The sequence below is a fragment of the Streptomyces sp. NPDC002537 genome, from assembly GCF_053594975.1.
In genome coordinates this window covers 154439-175753 of record NZ_JBSFWT010000001.1, presented here as the reverse complement: position 1 = coordinate 175753, position 21315 = coordinate 154439, and the positions used below count along the sequence as shown (strand labels likewise).

The 21315-nt window shown below is 72.4% G+C and carries 20 protein-coding genes and 1 pseudogene; 14 read left to right on the top strand and 7 right to left on the bottom strand.

The genetic code is table 11. The features are described 5' to 3' along the window. Window positions 1–40 precede the first annotated feature (40 nt). Window positions 41–589 (top strand): GNAT family N-acetyltransferase, encoded by a 549-nt coding sequence (locus ACWD4A_RS00490; RefSeq protein WP_451187444.1) that lies wholly within the window; start codon window positions 41–43, stop codon window positions 587–589. Window positions 590–689: 100 nt separating this feature from the next. Here the strand turns inward: ACWD4A_RS00490 and ACWD4A_RS00485 are convergent, their stop codons facing one another. From ACWD4A_RS00485 to ACWD4A_RS00475, 3 genes are read right to left on the bottom strand one after another with little or no spacing between them, the layout of a single operon-like run. Beyond that, complete coding sequence (locus ACWD4A_RS00485; RefSeq protein WP_451187442.1) at window positions 690–1454, bottom strand: amino acid ABC transporter ATP-binding protein; 765 nt, start codon at window positions 1452–1454, stop codon at window positions 690–692. Next, a complete protein-coding gene (locus ACWD4A_RS00480; RefSeq protein WP_451187440.1) occupies window positions 1451–2365 on the bottom strand; it encodes an amino acid ABC transporter permease in 915 nt (304 codons plus the stop codon). The genes ACWD4A_RS00485 and ACWD4A_RS00480 overlap by 4 nt, the downstream gene beginning before the upstream one ends. Then, a complete protein-coding gene (locus tag ACWD4A_RS00475; RefSeq protein ID WP_451187437.1) occupies window positions 2362–3321 on the bottom strand; it encodes an ABC transporter substrate-binding protein in 960 nt (319 codons plus the stop codon). The genes ACWD4A_RS00480 and ACWD4A_RS00475 overlap by 4 nt, the downstream gene beginning before the upstream one ends. 340 nt (window positions 3322–3661) lie before the next feature. Between ACWD4A_RS00475 and ACWD4A_RS00470 the strand changes: the two genes are divergently transcribed. Genes ACWD4A_RS00470 through ACWD4A_RS00460 form a run of 3 tightly spaced genes read left to right on the top strand, consistent with a single transcriptional unit; the run spans window position 3662 to window position 6914 of the window. Beyond that, window positions 3662–5059: a DUF6421 family protein gene (locus ACWD4A_RS00470; RefSeq protein ID WP_451187434.1), complete on the top strand. Its 1398-nt coding sequence runs from the start codon at window positions 3662–3664 to the stop codon at window positions 5057–5059. 26 nt (window positions 5060–5085) lie between these two features. After that, window positions 5086–5847: an SDR family NAD(P)-dependent oxidoreductase gene (locus ACWD4A_RS00465; RefSeq protein ID WP_451187558.1), complete on the top strand. Its 762-nt coding sequence runs from the start codon at window positions 5086–5088 to the stop codon at window positions 5845–5847. Beyond that, window positions 5826–6914, top strand: coding sequence for a threonine aldolase family protein (locus tag ACWD4A_RS00460; protein WP_451187431.1), 1089 nt, complete (start codon window positions 5826–5828; stop codon window positions 6912–6914). Before ACWD4A_RS00465 ends, ACWD4A_RS00460 begins: the two co-directional genes overlap by 22 nt. An 82-nt stretch (window positions 6915–6996) precedes the next feature. Here ACWD4A_RS00460 and ACWD4A_RS00455 read toward each other — a convergent pair whose 3' ends face one another. Further along, window positions 6997–7725: a lysophospholipid acyltransferase family protein gene (locus ACWD4A_RS00455; RefSeq protein WP_451187428.1), complete on the bottom strand. Its 729-nt coding sequence runs from the start codon at window positions 7723–7725 to the stop codon at window positions 6997–6999. A 356-nt stretch (window positions 7726–8081) separates the two neighbouring features. On the opposite strand from ACWD4A_RS00455, the gene ACWD4A_RS00450 reads away from it, so the two are divergent. The 5 genes from ACWD4A_RS00450 to ACWD4A_RS00430 all read left to right on the top strand — a co-directional run bounded on the left by ACWD4A_RS00450 (window position 8082) and on the right by ACWD4A_RS00430 (window position 12580). After that, window positions 8082–8408, top strand: coding sequence for a TlpA family protein disulfide reductase (locus ACWD4A_RS00450; protein ID WP_451187425.1), 327 nt, complete (start codon window positions 8082–8084; stop codon window positions 8406–8408). A 211-nt stretch (window positions 8409–8619) separates the two neighbouring features. Then, window positions 8620–9126 (top strand): flavin reductase family protein, encoded by a 507-nt coding sequence (locus tag ACWD4A_RS00445; protein ID WP_451187422.1) that lies wholly within the window; start codon window positions 8620–8622, stop codon window positions 9124–9126. Between the two features lie 188 nt (window positions 9127–9314). Further along, on the top strand, window positions 9315–10100 hold the full coding sequence (locus tag ACWD4A_RS00440; RefSeq protein ID WP_451187419.1) for an electron transfer flavoprotein subunit beta/FixA family protein: 786 nt from the start codon (window positions 9315–9317) through the stop codon (window positions 10098–10100). Window positions 10101–10205: 105 nt separating this feature from the next. Further along, window positions 10206–11168, top strand: a complete 963-nt coding sequence (locus ACWD4A_RS00435) for an electron transfer flavoprotein subunit alpha/FixB family protein (protein WP_451187416.1) — start codon at window positions 10206–10208, stop codon at window positions 11166–11168. Between the two features lie 137 nt (window positions 11169–11305). Then, window positions 11306–12580, top strand: a complete 1275-nt coding sequence (locus ACWD4A_RS00430) for a DUF6986 family protein (protein ID WP_451187413.1) — start codon at window positions 11306–11308, stop codon at window positions 12578–12580. Between the two features lie 3 nt (window positions 12581–12583). On the opposite strand, the gene ACWD4A_RS00425 is transcribed toward ACWD4A_RS00430, so the two are convergent. Further along, entirely contained in the window at window positions 12584–13573 is a 990-nt protein-coding gene (locus tag ACWD4A_RS00425; protein WP_451187555.1) for a LacI family DNA-binding transcriptional regulator, read from the bottom strand. Between the two features lie 201 nt (window positions 13574–13774). Between ACWD4A_RS00425 and ACWD4A_RS00420 the strand changes: the two genes are divergently transcribed. Both ACWD4A_RS00420 and ACWD4A_RS00415 read left to right on the top strand, forming a co-directional pair. Further along, window positions 13775–14740 carry an ROK family protein gene (locus ACWD4A_RS00420; RefSeq protein WP_451187410.1) on the top strand — a complete coding sequence of 322 codons (966 nt, stop codon included), beginning with the start codon at window positions 13775–13777 and terminating at the stop codon, window positions 14738–14740. Between the two features lie 269 nt (window positions 14741–15009). After that, entirely contained in the window at window positions 15010–16047 is a 1038-nt protein-coding gene (locus ACWD4A_RS00415) for an NUDIX domain-containing protein (RefSeq protein WP_451187407.1), read from the top strand. Between the two features lie 21 nt (window positions 16048–16068). Here ACWD4A_RS00415 and ACWD4A_RS00410 read toward each other — a convergent pair whose 3' ends face one another. Next, window positions 16069–17460 (bottom strand): M20/M25/M40 family metallo-hydrolase, encoded by a 1392-nt coding sequence (locus ACWD4A_RS00410; RefSeq protein ID WP_451187404.1) that lies wholly within the window; start codon window positions 17458–17460, stop codon window positions 16069–16071. Window positions 17461–17636: 176 nt separating this feature from the next. Here ACWD4A_RS00410 and ACWD4A_RS00405 point away from each other — a divergent pair, with 176 nt between their 5' ends. Beyond that, the gene (locus ACWD4A_RS00405; RefSeq protein WP_451187401.1) at window positions 17637–18875 is read left to right on the top strand and encodes a geranylgeranyl reductase family protein; all 1239 of its coding nucleotides are present in this window, start codon (window positions 17637–17639) and stop codon (window positions 18873–18875) included. An 85-nt stretch (window positions 18876–18960) separates the two neighbouring features. On the opposite strand, the gene ACWD4A_RS00400 is transcribed toward ACWD4A_RS00405, so the two are convergent. Then, window positions 18961–19407, bottom strand: a complete 447-nt coding sequence (locus ACWD4A_RS00400) for a nitroreductase/quinone reductase family protein (RefSeq protein ID WP_451187398.1) — start codon at window positions 19405–19407, stop codon at window positions 18961–18963. 178 nt (window positions 19408–19585) lie between these two features. On the opposite strand from ACWD4A_RS00400, the gene ACWD4A_RS00395 reads away from it, so the two are divergent. After that, window positions 19586–20317 (top strand): TetR/AcrR family transcriptional regulator, encoded by a 732-nt coding sequence (locus ACWD4A_RS00395; protein ID WP_451187395.1) that lies wholly within the window; start codon window positions 19586–19588, stop codon window positions 20315–20317. Window positions 20318–20634: 317 nt separating this feature from the next. Continuing rightward, window positions 20635–21298, top strand: a pseudogene (locus tag ACWD4A_RS00390) (response regulator). Window positions 21299–21315: the final 17 nt, after the last annotated feature.

Sequence of the window (21315 nt, the reverse complement as noted above, 5' to 3'; positions counted from 1 at the left end):
GTATGCAGCCAAGGCGTACGGAGAGGATCACACGGAGACCATGGAGACAGCCAGCAGCCGGGCCGCGGAGCCGACCTTCCGGGAGGCCACCGTCGCCGATGTGCCCGCCCTCGTCGCCCTCGTCGAATCGGCCTACCGCGGTGACGCCAGCCGTGCCGGATGGACGACCGAGGCCGACCTGCTGGACGGCCAGCGGACCGACCCCGACGGCGTCGAGGCCGTGGTGACGGACGAGAACAGCCGACTGCTCGTCGTGGAGTGCGACGGTGAACCCGTCGCCTGCTGCCAGCTCGAACACCGTGGCGCGCACGCCTACTTCGGGATGTTCGCGGTCCGTCCGGCACTGCAGGGCGCGGGGCTCGGCAAGGTGGTCATAGCCGAGGCCGAGCGGCTCGTCCGCGCCGAGTGGGGTGTCCGTGAGATGCACATGACCGTCATCCGGCAGCGCGACGACCTGATCGCCTGGTACGAGCGCCGCGGTTACCGTCGCACCGGGCAGATGTCGCCTTTCCCGTACGGCGACGAGCGCTTCGGTGTCCCGCAGCGCGACGACCTGGAGTTCGAGCTGCTGGTCAAGGAACTCGTCTGACGGTGACGGAGGCCAAGAGGTGACAAGGGGTAAGGGGCGCTCTCCCAGGACGGCGCCCCTTACCCCTTCTTACCCCTTACCTCGGATCACCGCGGACGCCTTACAGCCGGCCCGCCTCGACCAGGCGCCGGAGGAAACGCCGCGTGCGTTCCTCGCGGGGCTCGCCGAAGACCTCGGCAGGTGTGCCGCGCTCCAGCACCACCCCGCCGTCGAGGAAGCACACCTGGTCGGCGACGTCCCGGGCGAACCCCATCTCGTGCGTGGCGAGGACCATGGTCATGCCCTCCTCCTTGAGCTCGCGGACGACTCCCAGCACCTCGCCCACCAGCTCCGGGTCGAGGGCCGCGGTGATCTCGTCGAGCAGCAGCAGCCGAGGCCGTACCGCCAGGGCCCGGACAATCGCCACACGCTGCTGCTGGCCGCCGCTCAGCCGGTCCGGGTACTCGTCCGCCTTGCCGCCCAGGCCGAGCCGCTCGAGCAGCTCCCGGGCCCGCTCCTCGGCCTCGGCGCGCGGCATGCCGTGCACCCGGCGCGGGGCGAGCGTGATGTTCTCCAGCACGGTCATGTGCGGGAACAGGTTGTACGCCTGGAAGACCACGCCGATCCGGCGGCGCACCGCGTCCGGGTCCACGCCCGGGTCGGTGATGTCCTCCCCGTCCAGGAAGATCGCCCCGTCGTCGATCTCCTCCAGGAGATTGGCGCATCTCAGCAGCGTCGACTTGCCCGAACCGGACGCGCCGATGAGCGCGGTCACGGTGTGCGGGGCGACTTCCAGGTCGACGTCGCGCAGCACGACCGACCGGCCGAAGGTCTTGCGCACGGCCTCCAGCCGCAGCACGGTGGCGGACGGTTCCGTGGTGTTCATACGATCCCTCCCTGCGCCCGGCGACGGTCCATGCGCGCGGTGATCCAGTCGGTGAACCGCGTCATGGGGATGGTGAGGGCCACGAAGACGATCCCGGCCACCACGTAGGGCGTGTAGTTGAAGCTCTTTCCCGCGAGGATCTGTGCCGCGTAGACCGCGTCGACCGCCCCCGCGATCGAGACGAGCCCGGTGTCCTTCTGGAGCGAGACCAGGTCGTTCAGGAGCGGCGGGACCACGCGGCGTACGGCCTGCGGCAGGACGACGTGGCGCAGCGTCTGCCGGTTGGAGAGCCCCAGCGAGCGGGCGGCGGCCCACTGGCTGGGATGCACGGACTCGATGCCCGCGCGGAACACCTCGGCGACATAGGCCGAGTACGTGAGCACCAGCGCCGTACCGCCCAGCAGCACCGGGTCGGTCGTCACGCCCCGCAGCCGCAGCGCGGGCACGCCGAAGACGACCAGCAGGAGGCAGATCACGAGCGGCAGGCCGCGGAAGACGTCGGTGTAGGCGGTGGCCAGGGCGCGCAGCGGGAAGAAGACGGGGCCGCGCAGCGTACGGGCGATCGCCAGCAGCAGTCCGAACACGAGGATCGCGGCTCCGCAGACGGCCAGCAGCTGGAGGTTGAGCAGCAGCCCGTCGAGCACCTTCGGCAGCGCCTCGCGCGCATAGTGGACGCTGAAGAACGTCTCCCGAGTGCGTGGCCAGCCGGGGGAGTTGACGACGGCGAGGAACAGCACGGTGCCGGTGACCAGGGTGCTGACGGCGGCCACCGTGGTGGCCCGGCGGGTACGGGCGCGCTTGGCGCGCTCGCGTTCCAGACGCCGTGCCGACGGGACATAGGCGTCCTGCGGGACCGCCTCTTCCGGTACGGGGCCACGGGGCGCGGCCACCGCCGTGTCGTCGGCCGTCATGTGAGCACCGGTGCGTCGGCGGCCTCGGAGAGCCAGGTCTTCTCCAGGCGGGCGAGCGTGCCGTCCTCGCGCAGCGAGTCGATCGCCCGGCTCACGCAGCCCGTGAGCCCGCTGCCCTTGTCGAGGACGAGCCCGAACTGCTCGGTCCGGCCGCCTCCGGACGCGAACTGTCCGACGATCCTCGCGTCCTGGACCTCCGCCGAGGTCATGTAGAAGGCCGTGGGCAGGTCGACCACGATCGCGTCCACCTGGCCGTTCTTCAGCGCCGTCTTGGCGTAGTCGTTCTTCTGGAAGACGGCGGGCCGCTGGTCGGGCCGGATGGTGTCGTCGACGATGTCGAGGCTCGTGGTGCCCACCATCGCGCCCAGCTTGACGTGCTTGAGGCCGTCCACCGTGGTGGCCTTGGCGGCGGGTGAGCCCTTGAGCGCCACGACGGCCTGCCGGACCGCGTAGTAGCCGGAGGAGAAGTCGACCGCCCGGCGGCGCTCGTCGCTGATGGAGATCTGGTTGAGATCGAAGTCGAACTTCTTCCTGCCGGGCGCGACGGCGGTGTTGAACGGCACGGTCTGCCAGGTCACGTCGGACCGGGCGTAGCCGAGCCGGTCGGCGATCGCGTAGGCGACGGCCGACTCGAAGCCCTTGCCGCCGGCCGGGTCGTCGTCCCGGAACCAGGGGGCGTAGGCGGGCTTGTCGGTGCCCACGGTCAGTTTGCCCGCGGTCCGGGTGGCCAGCCGTCCCTTCGCGCAGCCGGTCCCGTCGGACGGTGCCGCGGCGGACCGCACGGCGTCGGCGTCGTCCTGCGGGGCACATCCGGCCGTGACCGCCAGCACGACCGCCAGGGCCGCGCCGAGGCGCGGCAGGCGGCAGCGGCGGGCGGAAACGGAGGCATCGGCGGAAGGAGCCGGAGGGCCGGAGCGGGTGTTCGGGCGGGGTGTGCGCTGAGTGGCGACGGACATGGCGGGAGAGTGGCAGCGCCCGAGGACGTCTGTCCAGGTCAGGCCACGGATTGTCCGAATAGCGGAAGACTGTTGCCAGTTCGTGAATTCTCGGTGGTCCCCCTGGGTAGCCATCGGAAAGTGCCCGGCAATGGCTGGAACACGGCTAGGACGGCAGTCGGGCCCAGCGCGCCGGACGCGACGGAACGAGGCGCCTGAGGCCGTCCGAGGGGGCGGCCGCAGGAAAATTCACGGCGCTACCAGGGGTCCGGCAGGATAATTTATGGCTTCCCCCCTTGAGCCGAAGAACCGTACACAGATACGGTGTCTTAACGCCAAGTTCTCCGGAGGAGGGGCAGTCATGACGGAAATTCTTGCGTCGACGGCGATAGCGATCGACGAAACGGCCGTGGGCCGCGTGATCGATCACCCGGCCTGGTCCACACTCAAGGGCGCGGTCGAAACGATCCGGCCGTGGCAGTCCCCGGACGGGTCCATCGACCTCGAAGCGGAGGGCGCACCCCCGGGCGAGACCGTGCGCGCCGAGATCGACCGCGTCGTCGAGGCCCTGGAGGAGCTCTCGCCACTCCTGCCGCACGACGCCGCCTACCACCGGGCGCTCGTCGCGGACCTGCGCCGCTGGTCCGGCTCCGGGTTCGGCGTCCCCGACTTCCTCGACTCGCTGCTGGCCTTCCAGCCCGCCGCCCAGCGCGCCGACGGCCTCCAGCACCTCGTCCTGTTCCCGATGTACACGCAGAACGGCAACCCCGACCGCAACCTCGAAGCGGTCGTGCTGCGCGTCGTGTGGCCGGACTGGCTCGCCGAGCTGGAGCACACCCGCTACGACAACCCCCTCTTCCTCGGCATCACCTTCGAGGACTTCACCTCCGGCTACGACACCAACTCGGCGGTGCTCTTCCCGGAGACCATCGCCGTCCGCGAGGCCCCCGAGCGCTTCACCTGGGGCGGCATCTTCTGTGACCGGGAGGCGGCCCGGTTCCGCAGGGTCACCGAGGCGGCCGTCGCCACGCTCGGCCTGGTGCTGCCCGCCGACATCCAGGAGATGGTCGGCGACCAGCAGCGCTGCCAGCAGGCATTCGTGCTGTGGGACATGGTCCACGACCGCACCCACAGCCATGGCGACCTGCCCTTCGACCCGTTCATGATCAAGCAGCGGCAGCCGTTCTGGATGTACGGCCTGGAGGAGCTGCGCTGCGACCTCACCGCCTTCAAGGAGGCCGTGAAACTCGAGGCCGACGGCTATTCCCAGGGCCGTGACGTGCAGTACGCCGTCCTCTTCGACCGCATGTTCCGCTTCCCGGTCACCGGCGAGCGCGTGCGCAACTACGACGGCCTCGGCGGACAGCTGCTCTTCGCCTACCTCCACCGGCACGACGTCGTACGCTGGACGGACAACACCCTGCACATCGACTGGGACCGCGCCCCGCAGGTCACCAACCAGCTCTGCGGCGAGATCGAGAAGCTCTACCGCGACGGGATCGACCGCCCCAAGCTCGTGCACTGGTTCGCCGCGTACGAGCTGGTCTCGACCTACCTCGCACCGCACCCCGGCTCCGTGTGGGCCAAGGGCCCCGACGCCCTCGACCTGACCCAGCCGCCCCGCAAGCTCGTCGACGACGTGCTTCCGGACGAGTTCCCGCTCAGCATGTTCTACGAGGCCCTTGCCAAGAAGCTGCGCGGCGTGATCGCCTCGACCAAGGGGATCACCGCGGCGCGCGAGGGAGCAGTGGCCGCGTGAGCAAGAGCGAGAAGGAGGCGACGATCATGAGCACGACGACGAACGGCGACCACCGGCTGGACGGGGCGGTCGTGGCGGTGGCGGGCGCGGCCGGACCGGCCGGGCGCGCGACGCTGCTGCGGCTCGCCGAGGCCGGGGCGACGGTCGTCGCCTCCGACGCGGACGCGGCCCGCCTCGCCGAGGCCGTCGACGCCGCCCGCTACGCCCACGGCGGCGCCACCGTCACCGGCGACACCGTGGACCTGCTCGACCTGGAGGCGACCCGCGCCTGGGTGGACCGCACCGAGAAGGAATTCGGCCGCGTCGACGGCCTGGTGCACCTGGTGGGCGGCTGGCGCGGCTCGGCGACGTTCGCCGAGACGGACCTGGCCGACTGGGAGCTCCTGGAGAAGCTGCTCATCCGCACCGTGCAGCACACCTCGCTCGCCTTCGAGGCGCCGCTCCAGCGCGGCGGCAACGGCCGCTACGTGCTCGTCAGCGCCGCCGGCGCCAGCAAGCCCACCGCGGGCAACGCCGCGTACGCCGCCTCCAAGGCCGCCGCGGAGGCGTGGACGCTCGCCCTCGCCGACTCCTTCCGCAAGGCGGGGGGCGAGGAAGGGCCGCAGGCCGCCGCCACCGTCCTGGTGGTCAAAGCGCTGGTGCACGACGCGATGCGCGCCGAGCGCCCGAACGCGAAGTTCGCGGGATTCACGGACGTCAAGGACCTGGCGGAAGCCATCGTCGGCATCTGGGAGAAGCCCGCCCGAGAAGTGAACGGAACCCGTCAGTGGCTGACTCCGCAACCGTGACCGCGACGACCGACGCGATACGTCGGCACGACCCCGGGCTGCGCGGTTTCGCCAGCGACAACTACGCGGGCGTACATCCCGAGATCCTGGCGGCGCTCGCCCTGGCCAACGGCGGCCACCAGGTCGCGTACGGCGAGGACGACTACACCGCGCACCTGCAGGAGCTGATGCGCGGTCACTTCGGTCCGACGGCGGAGGCCTTCCCCGTCTTCAACGGCACCGGCGCCAATGTGGTCGCCCTCCAGGCGGCCACGGAGCGCTGGGGCGCGGTGATCTGCGCCGCCAGCGCGCACATCCACGTGGACGAGTGCGGTGCCCCCGAGCGCGTCGGCGGCCTCAAGCTGCTGACCGTGCCGACCGAGCACGGCAAGCTCACCCCCGAGCTCATCGACCGTGAGGCATGGGGCTGGGACGACGAGCACCGAGCGCAGCCGCAGGTCGTCTCGATCACCCAGACCACCGAACTCGGCACCTGCTACACGCCCGAGGAGATCCGGGAGATCTGCGACCACGCCCACGAGCGGGGCATGAAGGTCCACCTCGACGGCGCGCGCATCGCCAACGCCGCGGCCACGCTGGGCGTTCCGCTGCGGGCCTTCACGACCGACGCCGGTGTCGACCTGCTCTCGTTCGGCGGGACCAAGAACGGGATGCTCTTCGGCGAGTGCGTCGTCGTGCTGAACCCGGACGCGGTCCGGGCGATGAAGCACCTGCGCAAGCTGTCCATGCAGCTCGCTTCCAAGATGCGGTTCGTCTCCGTCCAGTTCGAGGCCTTGCTCGCGGGCGACCTGTGGCGGCGCAGCGCCTCGCACGCCAACGCCATGGCCGCGCGCCTCGCCGAAGGCGTACGGACCGTGCCCGGCGTCGAGATCCTGCACCCGGTGCAGTCGAACGCCGTCTTCGCCCGGCTGCCGCACGACGTGAGCGAGCGCCTCCAGAAGCGCTACCGCTTCTACTTCTGGGACGAGGCGGCCGGTGACGTCCGCTGGATGTGCTCCTTCGACACCACCGAGGCCGACGTGGACGGCTTCGTCGCGGCCCTCGCGGAGGAAATGGGCAAGCAGTAGCCCCACGAAGCACGGGGAAGCCCCCGGCCGCCATCGGCGGCCGGGGGCTTCCCCGTGTCCCCGCGGAGCCGTCCTCGCGGGGCTAGCGTCGGTCCTGGGCCGTTGCCTGCGCCGGAGTCGGGGCCGTGCCGCCGAGGTGGGCCGGGATCCACCAGGTGTCGTCCGGACCCTTCGGACGGACCGGATAGGCCCGCTGTGCCGACTCCAGCAGCTCCTGGACGCGGCCGCGCACCCGCTCGGTGACGCTGTCCGCGTGCTCCTCGGGGCCGGGAGTGATCGGCTCGCCCACCCGCATGGTGATCGGGATGTGGTGGCGGCGCAGATCGCGCTTGTGGCCCTTGGTCCACAGCCGCTGCGTGCCCCACAGCGCCATCGGGAGCAGCGGCACCCCCGCCTCCTGGGCGAGCCGGGCCGCGCCCGACTTGAAGTTCTTCAGCGTGAACGACTGGGAGATCGTCGCCTCCGGGAAGACCCCGATGATCTCGCCGGAGCGCAGCGCGGACAGCGCGTGCTTGTACGCCTCCATGCCCGCCGCGCGGTCCACGGGGATGTGCTTCATCGCGCGCATCAGCGGCCCCGACACCTTGTGCCGGAAGACGGACTCCTTGGCCATGAAGCGCACCAGCCGCTTGGCGGGCCGGGCGGCCAGCCCGCAGAAGACGAAGTCGAGATAGCCGATGTGGTTGCTCACCAGCACCGCCCCGCCGCGCTGCGGCACGTGCTCGGTGCCCTGGATGTCGAAGCGCAGGTCGAGCGCCCTGAACATGGAACGGGCGGCACCGATCACCGGGGGGTAGACGAGTTCTGCCATATCGGGGAAATCCTTCTGGGCCTGGGGAGGGTGCTCCCGGCTGAAGTTACGCGGCCGTAGGTTCTCGGCTACCGGCCGATCGTGCCTGATCGCCCGGCCCAGGGACCAGCGAGGACGACCCGTGGGACAGGAGATTCTCATCACGTCGGTCCGAGACGCCGGACGTCGTCCGGTACAGCCGAAGGTACACCGCGGACCCCGGACAGATCCGGGCAGACCCCCGCGAGCGTCCGGCGGGAGGAGCGTTCGGGGGCGCGGCCGGAAATTTCTGCGGGCCCGGCGGCGCTGCAACCGGCGGAACAACCACGGGGCCACAGGGGCCGCGTGGGCGGGAACGCGTAGCGGGAGGGGCGGAAGTGCCGGTGCGGGGCGAAGAGGTGCGGCTGGAAGCCGCCGAGCTCGGCGCGGAACTGGGGGAGCGGGCCACGCTCGTACAGTTCTCCAGCGCCTTCTGTCAGCCGTGCCGGGCCACCAGGCGCACCCTGGCGGACGTCGTGGCCATGATCGACGGGGTCGCGCACATCGAGATCGACGCCGAGGCGCGGCTCGGGCTCGTCCGGGCCCTCGGCATCAGTGCCACCCCGACCGTGCTGGTGCTCGACGCGACGGGCCGCATCGTGCGCCGCGCCGCCGGGCAGCCCCGCAAGGCCGATGTCATCGCGGCGCTCGGCGCGGCGGTGTGACGGGCCGTGATCCCTCTCCCATCTCCCCGGCCGCACTTGACGGTGTACACGCCGAATCGTCAGGGTGACGCTATGTGGCCCGGACTGCTTCCCCTTCTCCACGGACGCGCGCACGTCGACCTCACGCGGACCGTGAGCGCGCGCTGTCCGGAGCGGTGAGCATCCGCGACCGTACAGCTCCTGGTCCGACCTCCAGCAGAAGGACAGATCCATGACGGCCACGCCCGGACTCGGCTCGCCCCGCCTCGCCGCCCCGGAACTGCTGCGCTCCGCGTTCCGCCGGCATGCCGCCGGCGTCGCCGTGATCACAGCGCAGGGCGCCCGCCCGGTCGGTTTCACCGCCACCTCGCTCACGTCCGTCGCCGCCGAACCCCCGCTCGTCTCCTTCGGCGTCGGCACCGGCTCCTCCAGCTGGCCCGTGCTCGCCGAGGCGGAGCACATCGGCGTCCACATACTCGGCGAGCACCAGCAGGAGCTGGCGGGCGTCTTCGCGCGCAGCGGTGCCGACCGCTTCGCGCCGCCCACCAGCTGGCGGCCGGGTCCCGAGGGCGTGCCGCTGCTCGACGGCGTGCTGGCGTGGCTGGTGTGCCGGGTGGTGGCCCGGATACCCGCGGGGGATCACCGGGTGGTGCTCGCGGAGGTCGTCGCGGGCGACCCCGAGGGCGCGGGCCGCCCTCTCCTGTACCACCAGGGGCGCTTCAACGGTCTGCGGGACTGAGACGTCCCTGTTTCCCGCGTTGGGCAGATCACAGTTGACGTGCCTTGCTTTCGTGGAACGCGCTCGGTGTACTGACGAGTAACATCTTGTTCGGGGCGTTGCCCGGTACGAACGGGATGCGCCCCACAAGGCGCCTATGCTGCCTGAACAAGGCAGCTACGAAGAGACGATGCAGTAGGAGAGCCGGCGTGAGCTTGAGGATCGTTGTCTGTGTGAAGTACGTGCCCGACGCCACCGGCGACCGGCACTTCGCCGAAGACCTGACCGTCGACCGTGACGACGTGGACGGCCTGCTCTCGGAGCTCGACGAGTACGCGGTCGAGCAGGCGCTGCAGATCGCCGACGAGGCGGACGACGCGGAGATCACCGTCCTGACCGTGGGCCCCGAGGACGCCAAGGACGCGCTGCGCAAGGCGCTCTCCATGGGCGCCCACAAGGCCGTCCACGTGGAGGACGACGACCTGCACGGCACCGACGCGCTCGGCACGTCGCTGGTGCTGGCCAAGGCGCTCGAGCACGTCGGCTACGACCTGGTCATCTCCGGCATGGCCTCCACCGACGGCGGCATGGGCGTGGTCCCGGCGATGCTCGCCGAGCGCCTGGGCGTCCCGCAGGTGACGCTGCTCTCCGAGGTCGCCGTGGCCGACGGCAAGGTGACCGGCCGCCGTGACGGCGACGCCGCGAGCGAGCAGCTCGAGGCCTCCCTCCCGGCCGTCGTGTCCGTCACCGACCAGTCCGGTGAGGCCCGTTACCCGTCCTTCAAGGGCATCATGGCCGCCAAGAAGAAGCCGGTGGAGTCCCTGGACCTGTCCGACCTCGGCATCGAGGCGGAGGAGGTCGGCCTCGAGGGCTCCTGGAGCAAGGTCGACGAGGCCACGGAGCGCCCGGCCCGCACCGCGGGCACCGTCGTCAAGGACGAGGGCGAGGGCGGCAAGCAGCTCGCCGAGTTCCTCGCGGGCCAGAAGTTCATCTAGCGGCGGACCGGGGGCCGCGAAGGCTCCCGGCGCCCACCGCGGCTGAGCTTCCGTCAGCCCGTACGAACCGTCATCCGCCTCTTTTCTGCGCAGGAGTCCCATCCCATGGCTGAAGTTCTCGTCTACGTCGACCACGCGGACGGTGCCGTCCGCAAGCCCACCCTCGAACTGCTCACCCTCGCCCGCCGCCTCGGCGAGCCCGTCGCCGTGCACCTCGGCGCCGGTGCCGACGCCGCCGCGCAGACGCTCGGCGAGTACGGCGCGGTGAAGGTCCTCACGGCCGACGCCGCCGAGTTCGCCGACTACCTCGTCGCGCCCAAGGTGGACGCGCTCGAGGCCGCGTACAAGGCCGTCTCGCCGGTCGCCGTGCTCGTCCCGTCCTCCGCGGAGGGCAAGGAGATCGCGGCCCGCCTCGCGGTCCGCATCGGCTCCGGCATCATCACGGACGCCGTCGACGTGGAGGCCGGTGCCGAGGGCCCGGTGGCCACGCAGTCCGTCTTCGCGGCCTCGTACTCCACCAAGTCCCGCGTCACCAAGGGCACGCCGGTCATCACCGTCAAGCCCAACTCCGCCGCCCCGGAGGCCGCCCCGGCCGCCGGTACGGTCGAGCAGCTCGCCGTCTCCTTCGGCGAGAAGTCCACCGGCACCAAGGTCGTCTCCCGCACGCCGCGCGAGTCGACCGGCCGCCCCGAGCTGACCGAGGCCGCGATCGTGGTCTCCGGCGGCCGCGGCGTCAACGGCGCCGAGAACTTCTCCCTCATCGAGGGCCTGGCCGACTCGCTCGGCGCGGCCGTCGGCGCCTCCCGCGCCGCCGTCGACGCCGGCTGGTACCCGCACACCAACCAGGTGGGCCAGACCGGCAAGTCGGTCTCCCCGCAGCTGTACATCGCGGCGGGCATCTCCGGCGCGATCCAGCACCGGGCCGGCATGCAGACCTCGAAGACGATCGTGGCCATCAACAAGGACGCCGAGGCCCCGATCTTCGACCTGGTCGACTACGGCGTGGTCGGCGACCTCTTCGAGGTCGTCCCGCAGCTCACGGAGGAGGTCAAGTCCCGCAAGGGCTGACCCCGTCGAGTGAGGCCCCGCACGCGGACGCGTGCGGGGCCTCACTGCGTCCGGGCCTGTTGACCTTCCACGGACCCCTCGATAACTTCGCCCCACGGACAGTGAATTCCGTACAGCGGAACTGTGGAGGGTGGGGCATGGGAGAGCACCGGGCGGTCGCGACAACCTTCACCAGCGCGGTGCGGGAAGGCATCGGGGCCTCCCTCGCCGGGGTCGACGCCGAACTCGCGCGCCGCTATCCCGGTGACCCGGGCACCCGGCAGCCGGTGCACACCGTGTACGTCCCGGCCGACGTCTTCGCCGCCGGCACGGTCCGCTCCTGGGGCGACCGCGCCCTCGCGGCCCTCGACGACCACGCCCCCGACGCGGCCGCGTTCGCCGCGGTCCTGGGGATGCCCGCCGACCTCGCCGGGCCGGTGTACGAGCGCGTCCGGGCCAAGCTGCGGCGCGAGCCCGTCGAGGACCTGCGCATCGACTTCGAGGACGGCTACGGGCCGCGCCCGGACGCCGAGGAGGACGCGGCGGCGGCGCGGGCGGCGCGGCTGGTGGCGCGGGCGTACGAGGACGGCACCGCGCCCCCGTACACGGGCATCCGCATGAAGTGCATGGAGGCCGCCGTGCGCGACCGCGGCATCCGCACCCTCGACATCTTCCTGACCGGGCTGATGGGCGCGGGCGGGCTGCCGGGAGGGCTGGTGCTGACCCTGCCCAAGGTCACCTACGCCGAGCAGGTCACCGCGATGGTGCGGCTGGCGGAGGAGTTCGAGAAGGCGCGCGGCCTGGCGGCCGGGCGGATCCGCTTCGAGATCCAGGTGGAGACGACCCAGGCGATACTCGGCGCCGACGGGCGCGCCACCGTGGCCCGCATGATCGACGCCGCCGGGGGCCGCGCCACCTCGCTGCACTACGGCACCTTCGACTACAGCGCGGCGTGCGGTGTGAGCGCGGCGCGGCAGTCGCCGGACCATCCGGCGGCCGACCACGCCAAGGCCGTGATGCAGGTCGCGGCGGCCGGCACCGGGGTCCGGCTCTCGGACGGCTCGACCAACGTCCTGCCCGTCGGCCCCACCGGGCAGGTGCACGACGCCTGGCGGCTCCACCACGGGCTGGTGCGCCGCGCGCTGGACCGCGCGTACTACCAGGGCTGGGACATGCACCCCGGCCAGCTGCCGACCCGTTACGCGGCGGTGTACGCCTTCTACCGCGAGGGACTCGGCCAGGCGGTCGCCCGGCTGACGGCGTACCTGCGGAGCGTCGAGGGGGACGTGCTGGACGAGCCCGCCACCGCCAGGGCGCTCAGCGGTCATCTGCTGAGGGGTCTGGACTGCGGGGCCGTCGACAGCGCGGAGGTCACCGGTCCGGCCGGGCTGACGCGCGCGGACCTCGACCGGCTGGCGGGCCGGGCGCGGTAGCGGTCAGCTTTCGGCGGGCGGCAGTTCGCCGGAGCCGCGCACGATCAGCCGGGTCGGCAGCTCCGTCCGCTGCGGCGGCTCCGTCACCCCGTCCAGCCTGCGGAAGAGCCGTTCCGCCGCCGTGCGGCCGAGCCGGGCCGCGTCCTGGGCGACGACGGTGACGCCGGGGGAGAGGAGGTCGGCGAGCTCGAAGTCGTCGAAGCCGACGAGGGCGACGGGGCGGACCGCCGCCGCTATGACGCGCACGGCCGTGACCGTCACCCGGTTGTTGCCCGCGAACAGGGCGGTGACCGGCCGCGGTCCGGAGAGCATGGCCTCCGCCGCCGTCCGCACGCGCTCGGGGGCCGTCGGCCCGAGCGACACCCAGCTCTCGTCGACCGGCAGCCCGGCGGCCCGCATGGCGGCGCGGTAGCCGCGCAGCCGCTCGGTGGCGGTGTGGATGTGCGCCCGGTCGCCGATGAAACCGATGCGGCGGTGGCCGTGGGCGACGAGGTGGGCGACGCCGTCGCGGGCACCGCCGAAGCTGTCGGAGAGCACGACGTCGGCGGCCGTCCGCCCGGCGGGCCGGTCCACGAAGACGGTGGCGATGCCCGCCGCCATCTCCGGCTCCAGATAGCGGTGGTCGTCGCCCGCGGGGATGACGATCAGCCCGTCGACGCGCCGCGCGCAGAACGCCAGGGCCAGCTCGCGCTCCCGGTCGGCGTCCTCGGCGCTGGAGCCGTTGATGAGAAGGGCGCCGTGCGCGCGGGCGACCTCCTCGACGGCGCGGTTGAGGGGGGCGTAGAAGGGGTCGGCGAGGTCCTCCAGGACCAGCCCGATGGAGGCGGTGCGGCCCTTGCGGAGGATGCGGGCGCTGTCGTTGCGGCGGAAGCCGAGCGCCGTGATCGCGTCCTGGACCCGCCGTTCGGTGTCCGGGGTGACGCCCGGCTCGCCGTTCACCACGCGCGAGACGGTCTTGAGGCCCACTCCCGCACGCGCCGCCACGTCCTTCATGGTCGGGCGATTTCCGTAGCGGTAGTGCGGGCTGGTGTCGGCCACGGTGGCTCGTCCTTCGTGTTCTCACGTGTGTCTCACGGCTGGCGCCGATGCGTGGGGGTGACGTCGAGCATAGAGCCTGGACAACGTTGTCAACTCTGGGGAGACTGGCGTCCACACGCCCATCCGTCGTCTGTGGACCAGGAGATATCGCACCAAATGCACACCGACCACACCGGCCTTGTCGCAGCTCTGGACATCGGCGGCACCAAGATCGCGGGGGCGCTGGTGGACGACCGCGGCCGTCTGCTCGTGCGCGCCCAGCGGCCGACGCCCGCGCGGGAGGGTGCCGCGACGGTGATGGGCGCGGTGGCGGAGGTGCTGGACGAGCTCGCGCGGTCAGCCGCGTGGCCGGGCGTCCTGGCGGTGGGCATCGGCAGCGCGGGGCCCGTCGATGCCTCACGCGGCACCGTCAGTCCGGTCAACGTACCCGGCTGGCGTGCGTTCCCGCTGGTCGCGGAGGTGGCGCGGCGGGCGGGCGGACCGCCGGTGGTGCTGGTGGGCGACGGGGTCGCGATGACCGCCGCCGAGCACTGGCAGGGCGCGGCGCGGGGGCGCGCCGACGCGCTGTGCATGGTCGTGTCCACCGGCGTCGGCGGCGGCCTGGTCCTCAACGGGCGCCTTCACACCGGGCCTACGGGCAACGCGGGTCACATCGGCCATATCAGCGTCGACCTCGACGGCGACGCCTGCCCCTGTGGCGGGCGCGGATGCGTGGAACGCATCGCCAGCGGCCCCAACATCGCGCGCCGCGCGCTCGACGCGGGCTGGCGGCCGGGCCCCGACGGCGACCGGAGCGCGGCCGCCGTCGCGGCGGCGGCCCGCGCCGGTGACGCCGTGGCGCTCGCGTCCTTCAGGCGGGCCGCGCAGGCGCTGGCGGCGGGGATCGCGGCGACGGCCACATTGGTGGAGATCGAGGTGGCGGTCATAGGCGGCGGCGTGGCGGGAGCCGGTGACATCCTGTTCGCCCCGCTGCGCGAACACCTCCGCGACTACGCGGCGCTGTCCTTCGCCTCGGGGATCGAGGTCCTGCCCGCACAACTCGGCCCCGACGCGGGCCTGGTGGGCGCCGCGGCCGCGGCCGCCCAGGAACTGGGACTGTGGGTGCCGCCCGAGGCGCGGTGACGAACCCGGAGGGATGGACGTCCGGCGCGCGGGTAAACGCCGGAAGCGGCGTCGGCGCCCGCAGGGGACGGCGGGCACGGTCGGCCCGGCCGGCCGGTACACCGGTGGCCCAAGGGGAGAGGGGAGCCGTGCGTGCCGGACGGTCCGGCCGGGACGGATCGGGCTTTCGCTGGCGACCGGGGGCCGGGCGGTGCATCATGCCGCTCGCACGCGTTTCCATGGCAAGGTGTTCCGGGCACTTCACAGGGGTCAACGGAGGAGGGGGAACCGTGATCGTCTGGCTGAACGGCGCGTTCAGTACGGGGAAGACCAGCACGGCCAAGGAGCTGACCGAGCTGATTCCGGGCAGCACCCTCTACGACCCCGAGGTGATCGGTGGCGCGCTGAGCTGCTTGGTGCCGCCGAAACGGATGGGCGAGGTCGACGACTACCAGGACCTGCCGATCTGGCGGCGGCTGGTGGCGGACGCGGCGGCGGCGCTGCTCGCCGAGGTCGGCGGTGTGCTCGTGGTTCCCATGACCCTGCTGCGACAGGAGTACCGGGACGAGATCTTCGGCGCCCTCGCCTCCCGTCGCATCCCTGTTCGGCATGTGCTGCTGACGGTTGACGAAACGATACTTCGGGCGCGTATCGCGAGCCGTGAGGAATACGAGGACGATCCGGAGCGCAGTGAGCGCGTACGGCGTTGGGCGCTGGACCACATCGCCCCCTACCGGACGGCACTGCCATGGCTCCTGGCCGATGCCTTCCCCGTCGACACCGGCGGGCGGACGCCGCGGGAGGTCGCCGAGCGGGTCGCGGAGGCCGTACGCACGGGCGCCGCGGGTGCCTGCGAGATCGTGCAGACCCCCGAGCCGACCGCGGAGACCCTGGCCGCCGGGGTGCTGCTCTTCGACGAGGAGGACCGGGTGCTCCTCGTCGACCCCACCTACAAGCCGGGCTGGGAGTTCCCCGGCGGAGTGGTGGAGCCCGGCGAGGCGCCCGCCCGCGCCGGGATGCGCGAGGTCGCCGAGGAGATCGGCATCGAACTCCCGGAAGTGCCCCGGCTGTTGGTGGTCGACTGGGAGCCGCCGAAGCCTCCCGGCTACGGCGGTCTGCGGCTGCTCTTCGACGGCGGGCGGCTGGCGGCCGCCGAGGCGCACCGTCTCCTGCTGCCCGGCTCCGAGCTGCGCGGCTGGCGCTTCGTCACCGAGCACGAGGCGGCGGCCCTGCTGCCGCCCGTGCGCCTGAGCAGACTCCGCTGGGCCCTGCGCGCCCGGGAACAGGGGCGCCCGCTCAACCTCGAGGCGGGCGTCCCGGTCGGCTGACGGCCTGCCGGCCGCCGGGCGTCAGCGCTTGCTGCCCGCGTAGTTGACGAGGAAGAGGGCCTCGGCCAGCGACAGCCGCTCCAGCTCCTCGGGGGAGACGCTCTCGTTCACCGCGTGGATCTGGGCGTCCGGCTCGCTCAGACCGATCAGCAGCATCTCCGCCTCCGGATAGAGGGAGGTCAGGGTGTTGCACAGCGGGATCGAGCCGCCCATCCCGGAGATCTGCATCTCCTGGCCCGGGTAGGCGACACGCATGGCCTCCGCCATCGACGCGTACGCCGGGCTGGTGGTGTCGGCGCGGAACGGCTGGCCCTGGCCGACCTGTTCCACCGTGACGCGTGCCCCCCACGGCGCGGCGGAGACGAGGTGGGCGGTCAGCAGCTTCGCGGCCTCCGCCTCGTCCATGCCCGGCGGCACCCGCAGGCTCACCATGGCACGGGCGCTCGCCTGCACGGACGAAGTCGCGCCGATCACCGGCGGGCAGTCGATGCCCAGCACGGTGACGGCCGGGCGCGCCCAGACGCGGTCGGCCACCGTGCCGGAGCCGATCAGCTCCACGCCGTCGAGGACCTTGGCATCCCTGCGGAAGTCCTCCTCCGGGTACTGCAGGCCCTCCCAGCTCGCCTCCGCGTCCAGGCCGTTGACGGTGGTCGAGCCGTCCTCGGCGCGCAGCGAGTCCAGAATGCGGATGAGGGCCGCCAGCGCGTCCGGGGCGGCGCCGCCGAACTGGCCGGAGTGCAGGTTGCCCGCCAGGGTGTCGACCTGGATCCGGAGGTTCGACATGCCGCGCAGCGTCGCGGTGACGGTCGGCAGGCCCACCCGGAAGTTGCCCGCGTCGCCGATGATGATGGCGTCGGCCGCCAGCAGCTCCGGGTGTGCCTCGGCATACCGCTCCAGGCCGCCGCTGACCTGCTCCTCGGAGCCCTCGACGATCACCTTCACGCCGACCGGGACGCCGCCGTGCTCCTTGAGCGCCCGCAACGCGGTGAGGTGCATGATCACACCGCCCTTGCAGTCGGCGGTGCCGCGCCCGTACCAGCGGCCGTCGCGCTCGGTCATCTCGAACGGCGGGGAGATCCAGGCGGCCTCGTCCAGCGGAGGCTGCACGTCGTAGTGCGCGTAGAGCACCACGGTGGGGGAACCTGCCGGGCCCGGCAGGTAACCGTAGACGGACTGGGTGCCGTCGGGGGTGTCCAGCAGGGCCACATCCCGCAGGCCTTCGGCGCGCAGGGCGTCGGCCACCCAATTGGCCGCGGCCTCGCACTCGCTGCGGGGGAACTGGGCCTCGTCCGCAACCGACTTGAAGGCCACCAGTTCGGCCAGCTCGGTCCTGGCTCGGGACTGGAGGGAGGCGACGGTCGCCGCCAGTGCGGCCGGGTCCGGCTGGGACTGACGGGTCGAGGACTGCTCCATGGAACGCTCCTTGAGGGCGCGGCGTTATCCGTTCATACGCGCGATTGTGCTGCTGATCCTCCCATGGCCGCCCCGCGGTGCGCCCGCGGGCTTCCCGCGGCGGGGCGGGCGGGCGGCGGGCCGTAGGATGCGGGCGGTAGCCGTAGCCGGTGATCGAAGCGGGAGTAGAAGCACAGGTGAGCAGCGACAACGCAGCCCAGGACGCGGGGCGGGACACGGCCGGGAGCCAGGAGCCGGTGTGGGACGTCGTGGTGGTGGGAGCGGGGCCCGCAGGGGCCTCCGCCGCCCACGCCGCGGCTTCCGCGGGCCGCCGGGTGCTGCTGCTGGAGAAGGCCGAACTGCCCCGCTACAAGACATGCGGCGGGGGCATCATCGGCCCGTCGCGCGACGCGCTGCCGCCGGGCTTCGAACTGCCGCTGCGTGACCGTGTGCACGCCGTCACCTTCTCCCTCAACGGGAAGCTCTCGCGCACCCGCCGTTCCAAGCGGATGCTCTTCGGACTCATCAACCGGCCCGAGTTCGACGCCGGCCTGGTCGAGGCCGCGAAGAAGGCGGGCGCCGAGGTGCGGACGGGCGTGACCGTCTCCCGTGTCGAGCAGCACGGCCCGGCCGTGCCCGACCGGCGCACCGTCGCCGTCGTGCTCGGCGACGGCGGGACCGTCCTGGCGCGCGCGGTCGTCGGCGCCGACGGGAGCGCGGGGCGCATAGGAGCCCACGTCGGCGTCAAGCTCGAGCAGGTCGACCTCGGCCTGGAGGCGGAGATCCCCGTCCCCCCGACGGTCGCGGAGGACTGGGCCGGCCGGGTGCTCATCGACTGGGGCCCGATTCCCGGCAGTTACGGCTGGGTCTTCCCCAAGGGCGACACCCTGACGGTGGGCGTGATCTCGGAGCGGGGCGACGGCACGGGCACCAAGCGCTATCTGGAGGACTTCATCGCCCGCCTCGGCCTGGCCGGATTCGAGCCGAGCATCTCCTCCGGACACCTGACCCGCTGCCGCTCGGACGACTCGCCGCTCTCCCGCGGCCGGGTCATCGTGTGCGGTGACGCGGCCGGGCTGCTGGAGCCGTGGACCCGCGAGGGCATCTCCTTCGCCCTGCGCTCCGGCCGCCTGGCGGGCGAGTGGGCCGCCCGCATCGGCGAGGCGCAGGACGCGGTCGACGCGCGGCGCCAGGCCCTCAACTACGCCTTCGCCATCAAGGCGGGCCTGGGCGTGGAGATGGGTGTCGGGCGCCGCATGCTCGCCCTCTACAAGCGCCGCCCGGGCGTCGTCCACGCCGCCATCACGGGCTTCCCCCCGGCCTGGCGCGCCTTCGCGAAGATCACCCGGGGCACGACCACGCTCGCCGAGATCGTCCGGACACACCCCGTCGCGCGCCGAGTCCTGTCCTCGGCGGACCGCACCGGAGGGGCGTGACCGTCCGCCCCTGAGCCTCGGGGGAGTGCGCGAGGACGGGCCTTCGACGCGGCCCGCGCCCAGCGCTCCCCTCGGCTCCCTGTCGTCAGCTCCCTGTCGTTATCCGGAAGACGGGGTGCCGCGGCGCGATCCGCCGCAGCTCCTCGTCGGGCGACTGCGCGGTCACTCCGTCGAAGAACCGCCCGACTTCCCACCCCCAGCGGATCAGATAGGCTCGCAGCAGCGGCACCTTCTCCTCGTCGGGCACCTCCACCGCGGTGAAGGAGCGGTCGATCCGCCCGACACGGAGCCGGCCACCGCCCGCGGCCCGCAGATTGCGCACCCACTGCCCGTCACCGCGCGCCGACACCAGGAACCGGCCACCGTCCACGTCGAGCGGGTTGACCGGAACCGCGCGCCACTCACCGCTGCTGCGCCCCCGTACCGACAGCTCCGCCGTTCCCGCGATGCTCAGGCCCCGCCGGGCCAGCCAGCCGACCGTGCCGTGGACGAGCCGTGCCTCCAGCTTGCCCGGCTTGATGTAGTGCGCCATGGAAACCCCCGAACGATGTGAAGCCTTGCGGCGTGCGAACCCGTACGGCATCCGGGCCGTACGCCCGAATCGAGAGCGGTGCTCTCGCTTGAGATCAGTGTGCGCGCTTCCTCACGTCAGCGCAAGAGCACTGCTCTCATTTCTGGCCGTTGCTTCCATCGGCTGGCACACTGGCCCCATGAACGCGATCCGGGGCGCCAGGGAACGGGCCCGCAGCGAAATCACCGCCGCCATCAAGGACGAAGCGCGCCTCCAACTCGCCCGCGACGGCGCAGCCAAGCTGTCGCTGCGCGCCGTCGCCCGCGAGCTCGGCATGGTCTCCTCCGCGCTCTACCGCTACTTCCCGAGCCGCGACGACCTGCTCACCGCCCTCATCGTCGACGCCTACGACGCGGTCGGCACCGCCGCCGAGGCCGCGCTCGCCGCCACCGACAGCGAGGACCCCACCGCCCGGTGGACCGCCGTCTGCCGCGCCGTCCGCACCTGGGCGCTCGCCCACCCCCACGAATACGCGCTGATCTACGGCTCGCCCGTGCCCGGCTACACCGCGCCCCTGACCACCGTCGAGCCCGCGGGACGGGTCGCCCTCACCCTCCTGTCCATCGCCCGCGAGGCACACGCCGACGGCAGGCTCGCCGTCCCGCCCGTCGACCCCCTGCCCCGCACCGTGCACACCGACGTCGAACGGCTCGCGGCGGAGTTCGCCCCCGGGCTGCCCGCGCCGGCCACGGCCGCGCTCGTGGCCGCCTGGGCGCAGCTCTTCGGGCTGATCGGCTTCGAGCTCTTCGGCCAGTTCAACCAGGTCGTCGAGGCCCGTGACGCGTTCTTCGTCCATGCCGTCCGCGGCCTGGCACACCAAGTGGGGCTGCCCACTCCCCAGGAAGCAGACGCGACCACCACGCACGGCTGACGCATCGAGCCCCACCGCCGACCAGCGTGGCCGCATGGGCGAGGAGAAGCGGGCGCCGTGGGCGCGGGAGCGCGGCGCCGGTCCGCCGTGGGAGCGTTGGACCGCCCGCTCGGCGCACCGCCTGCCCTGACCCTCTGCTCTCGCCGTGCTCCAGCAGATCGGCACGCACTGCGCGGCGCTGGACCAGCCCGGCAAAGTGCCGCCCGACCTCCTCGCCCGGCTGCTGCTCGCCGCGGGGCCCGCCTTCCTGCTGTTCCGCCACCGCGACCCGCGCGTCGCCGTCTTCGGCACGGTGGTCGTCACCCTGCGAACGCGCGATCCGCGTACTGCTCGCCGACGACCAACTGCTCGTACGCGCCCGGTTTCCGCGCCCTGCTGGACGTTCAGCCCGACATCATCGTCGTGGGCGAGGCGCCGGACGGGGAGCAGGCCCTGTCCCTGGTGCGTGAACTGCGGCCCGACATCGTCCTCATGGACATCCGGATGCCCGTGCTCGACGGACTGGCCGCCACCCGCCGGATCACCGAGGACCCGGACCTGGCGGACGTGAAGGTCGTCATGCTGACCACCTTCGAGCTGGACGAGTACGTCTTCGAGGCGATCCGCTCCGGCGCCTCCGGCCTCCTCGTGAAGGACACCGAACCGGACGAACTGCTGCGCGCCGTACGGGCCGTGCTGCGCGGTGACGCGCTGCTCTCGCCAGGGATGACCCGCCGTCTCATCGCCGAGTTCGCCATCCGCTCCAAGGAGCCCGCGGCCGCCGCGGGGCTGTCGGAGCTGACGGACCGCGAGCACGAGGTGATGACGCTCGTCGGCATCGGTCTGTCCAACGACGAGATCGCCCGCCGCCTCGTCGTCAGCCCCCTCACCGCCAAGACACACGTCAGCCGCACCATGGTCAGGCTCGGGGCGCGGGACCGGGCCCAACTCGTAGTGCTCGCCTACGAGACCGGGCTGGTCCGCCCAGGGTGGCTGGGCTGAACGCACAGCCCGGCGAC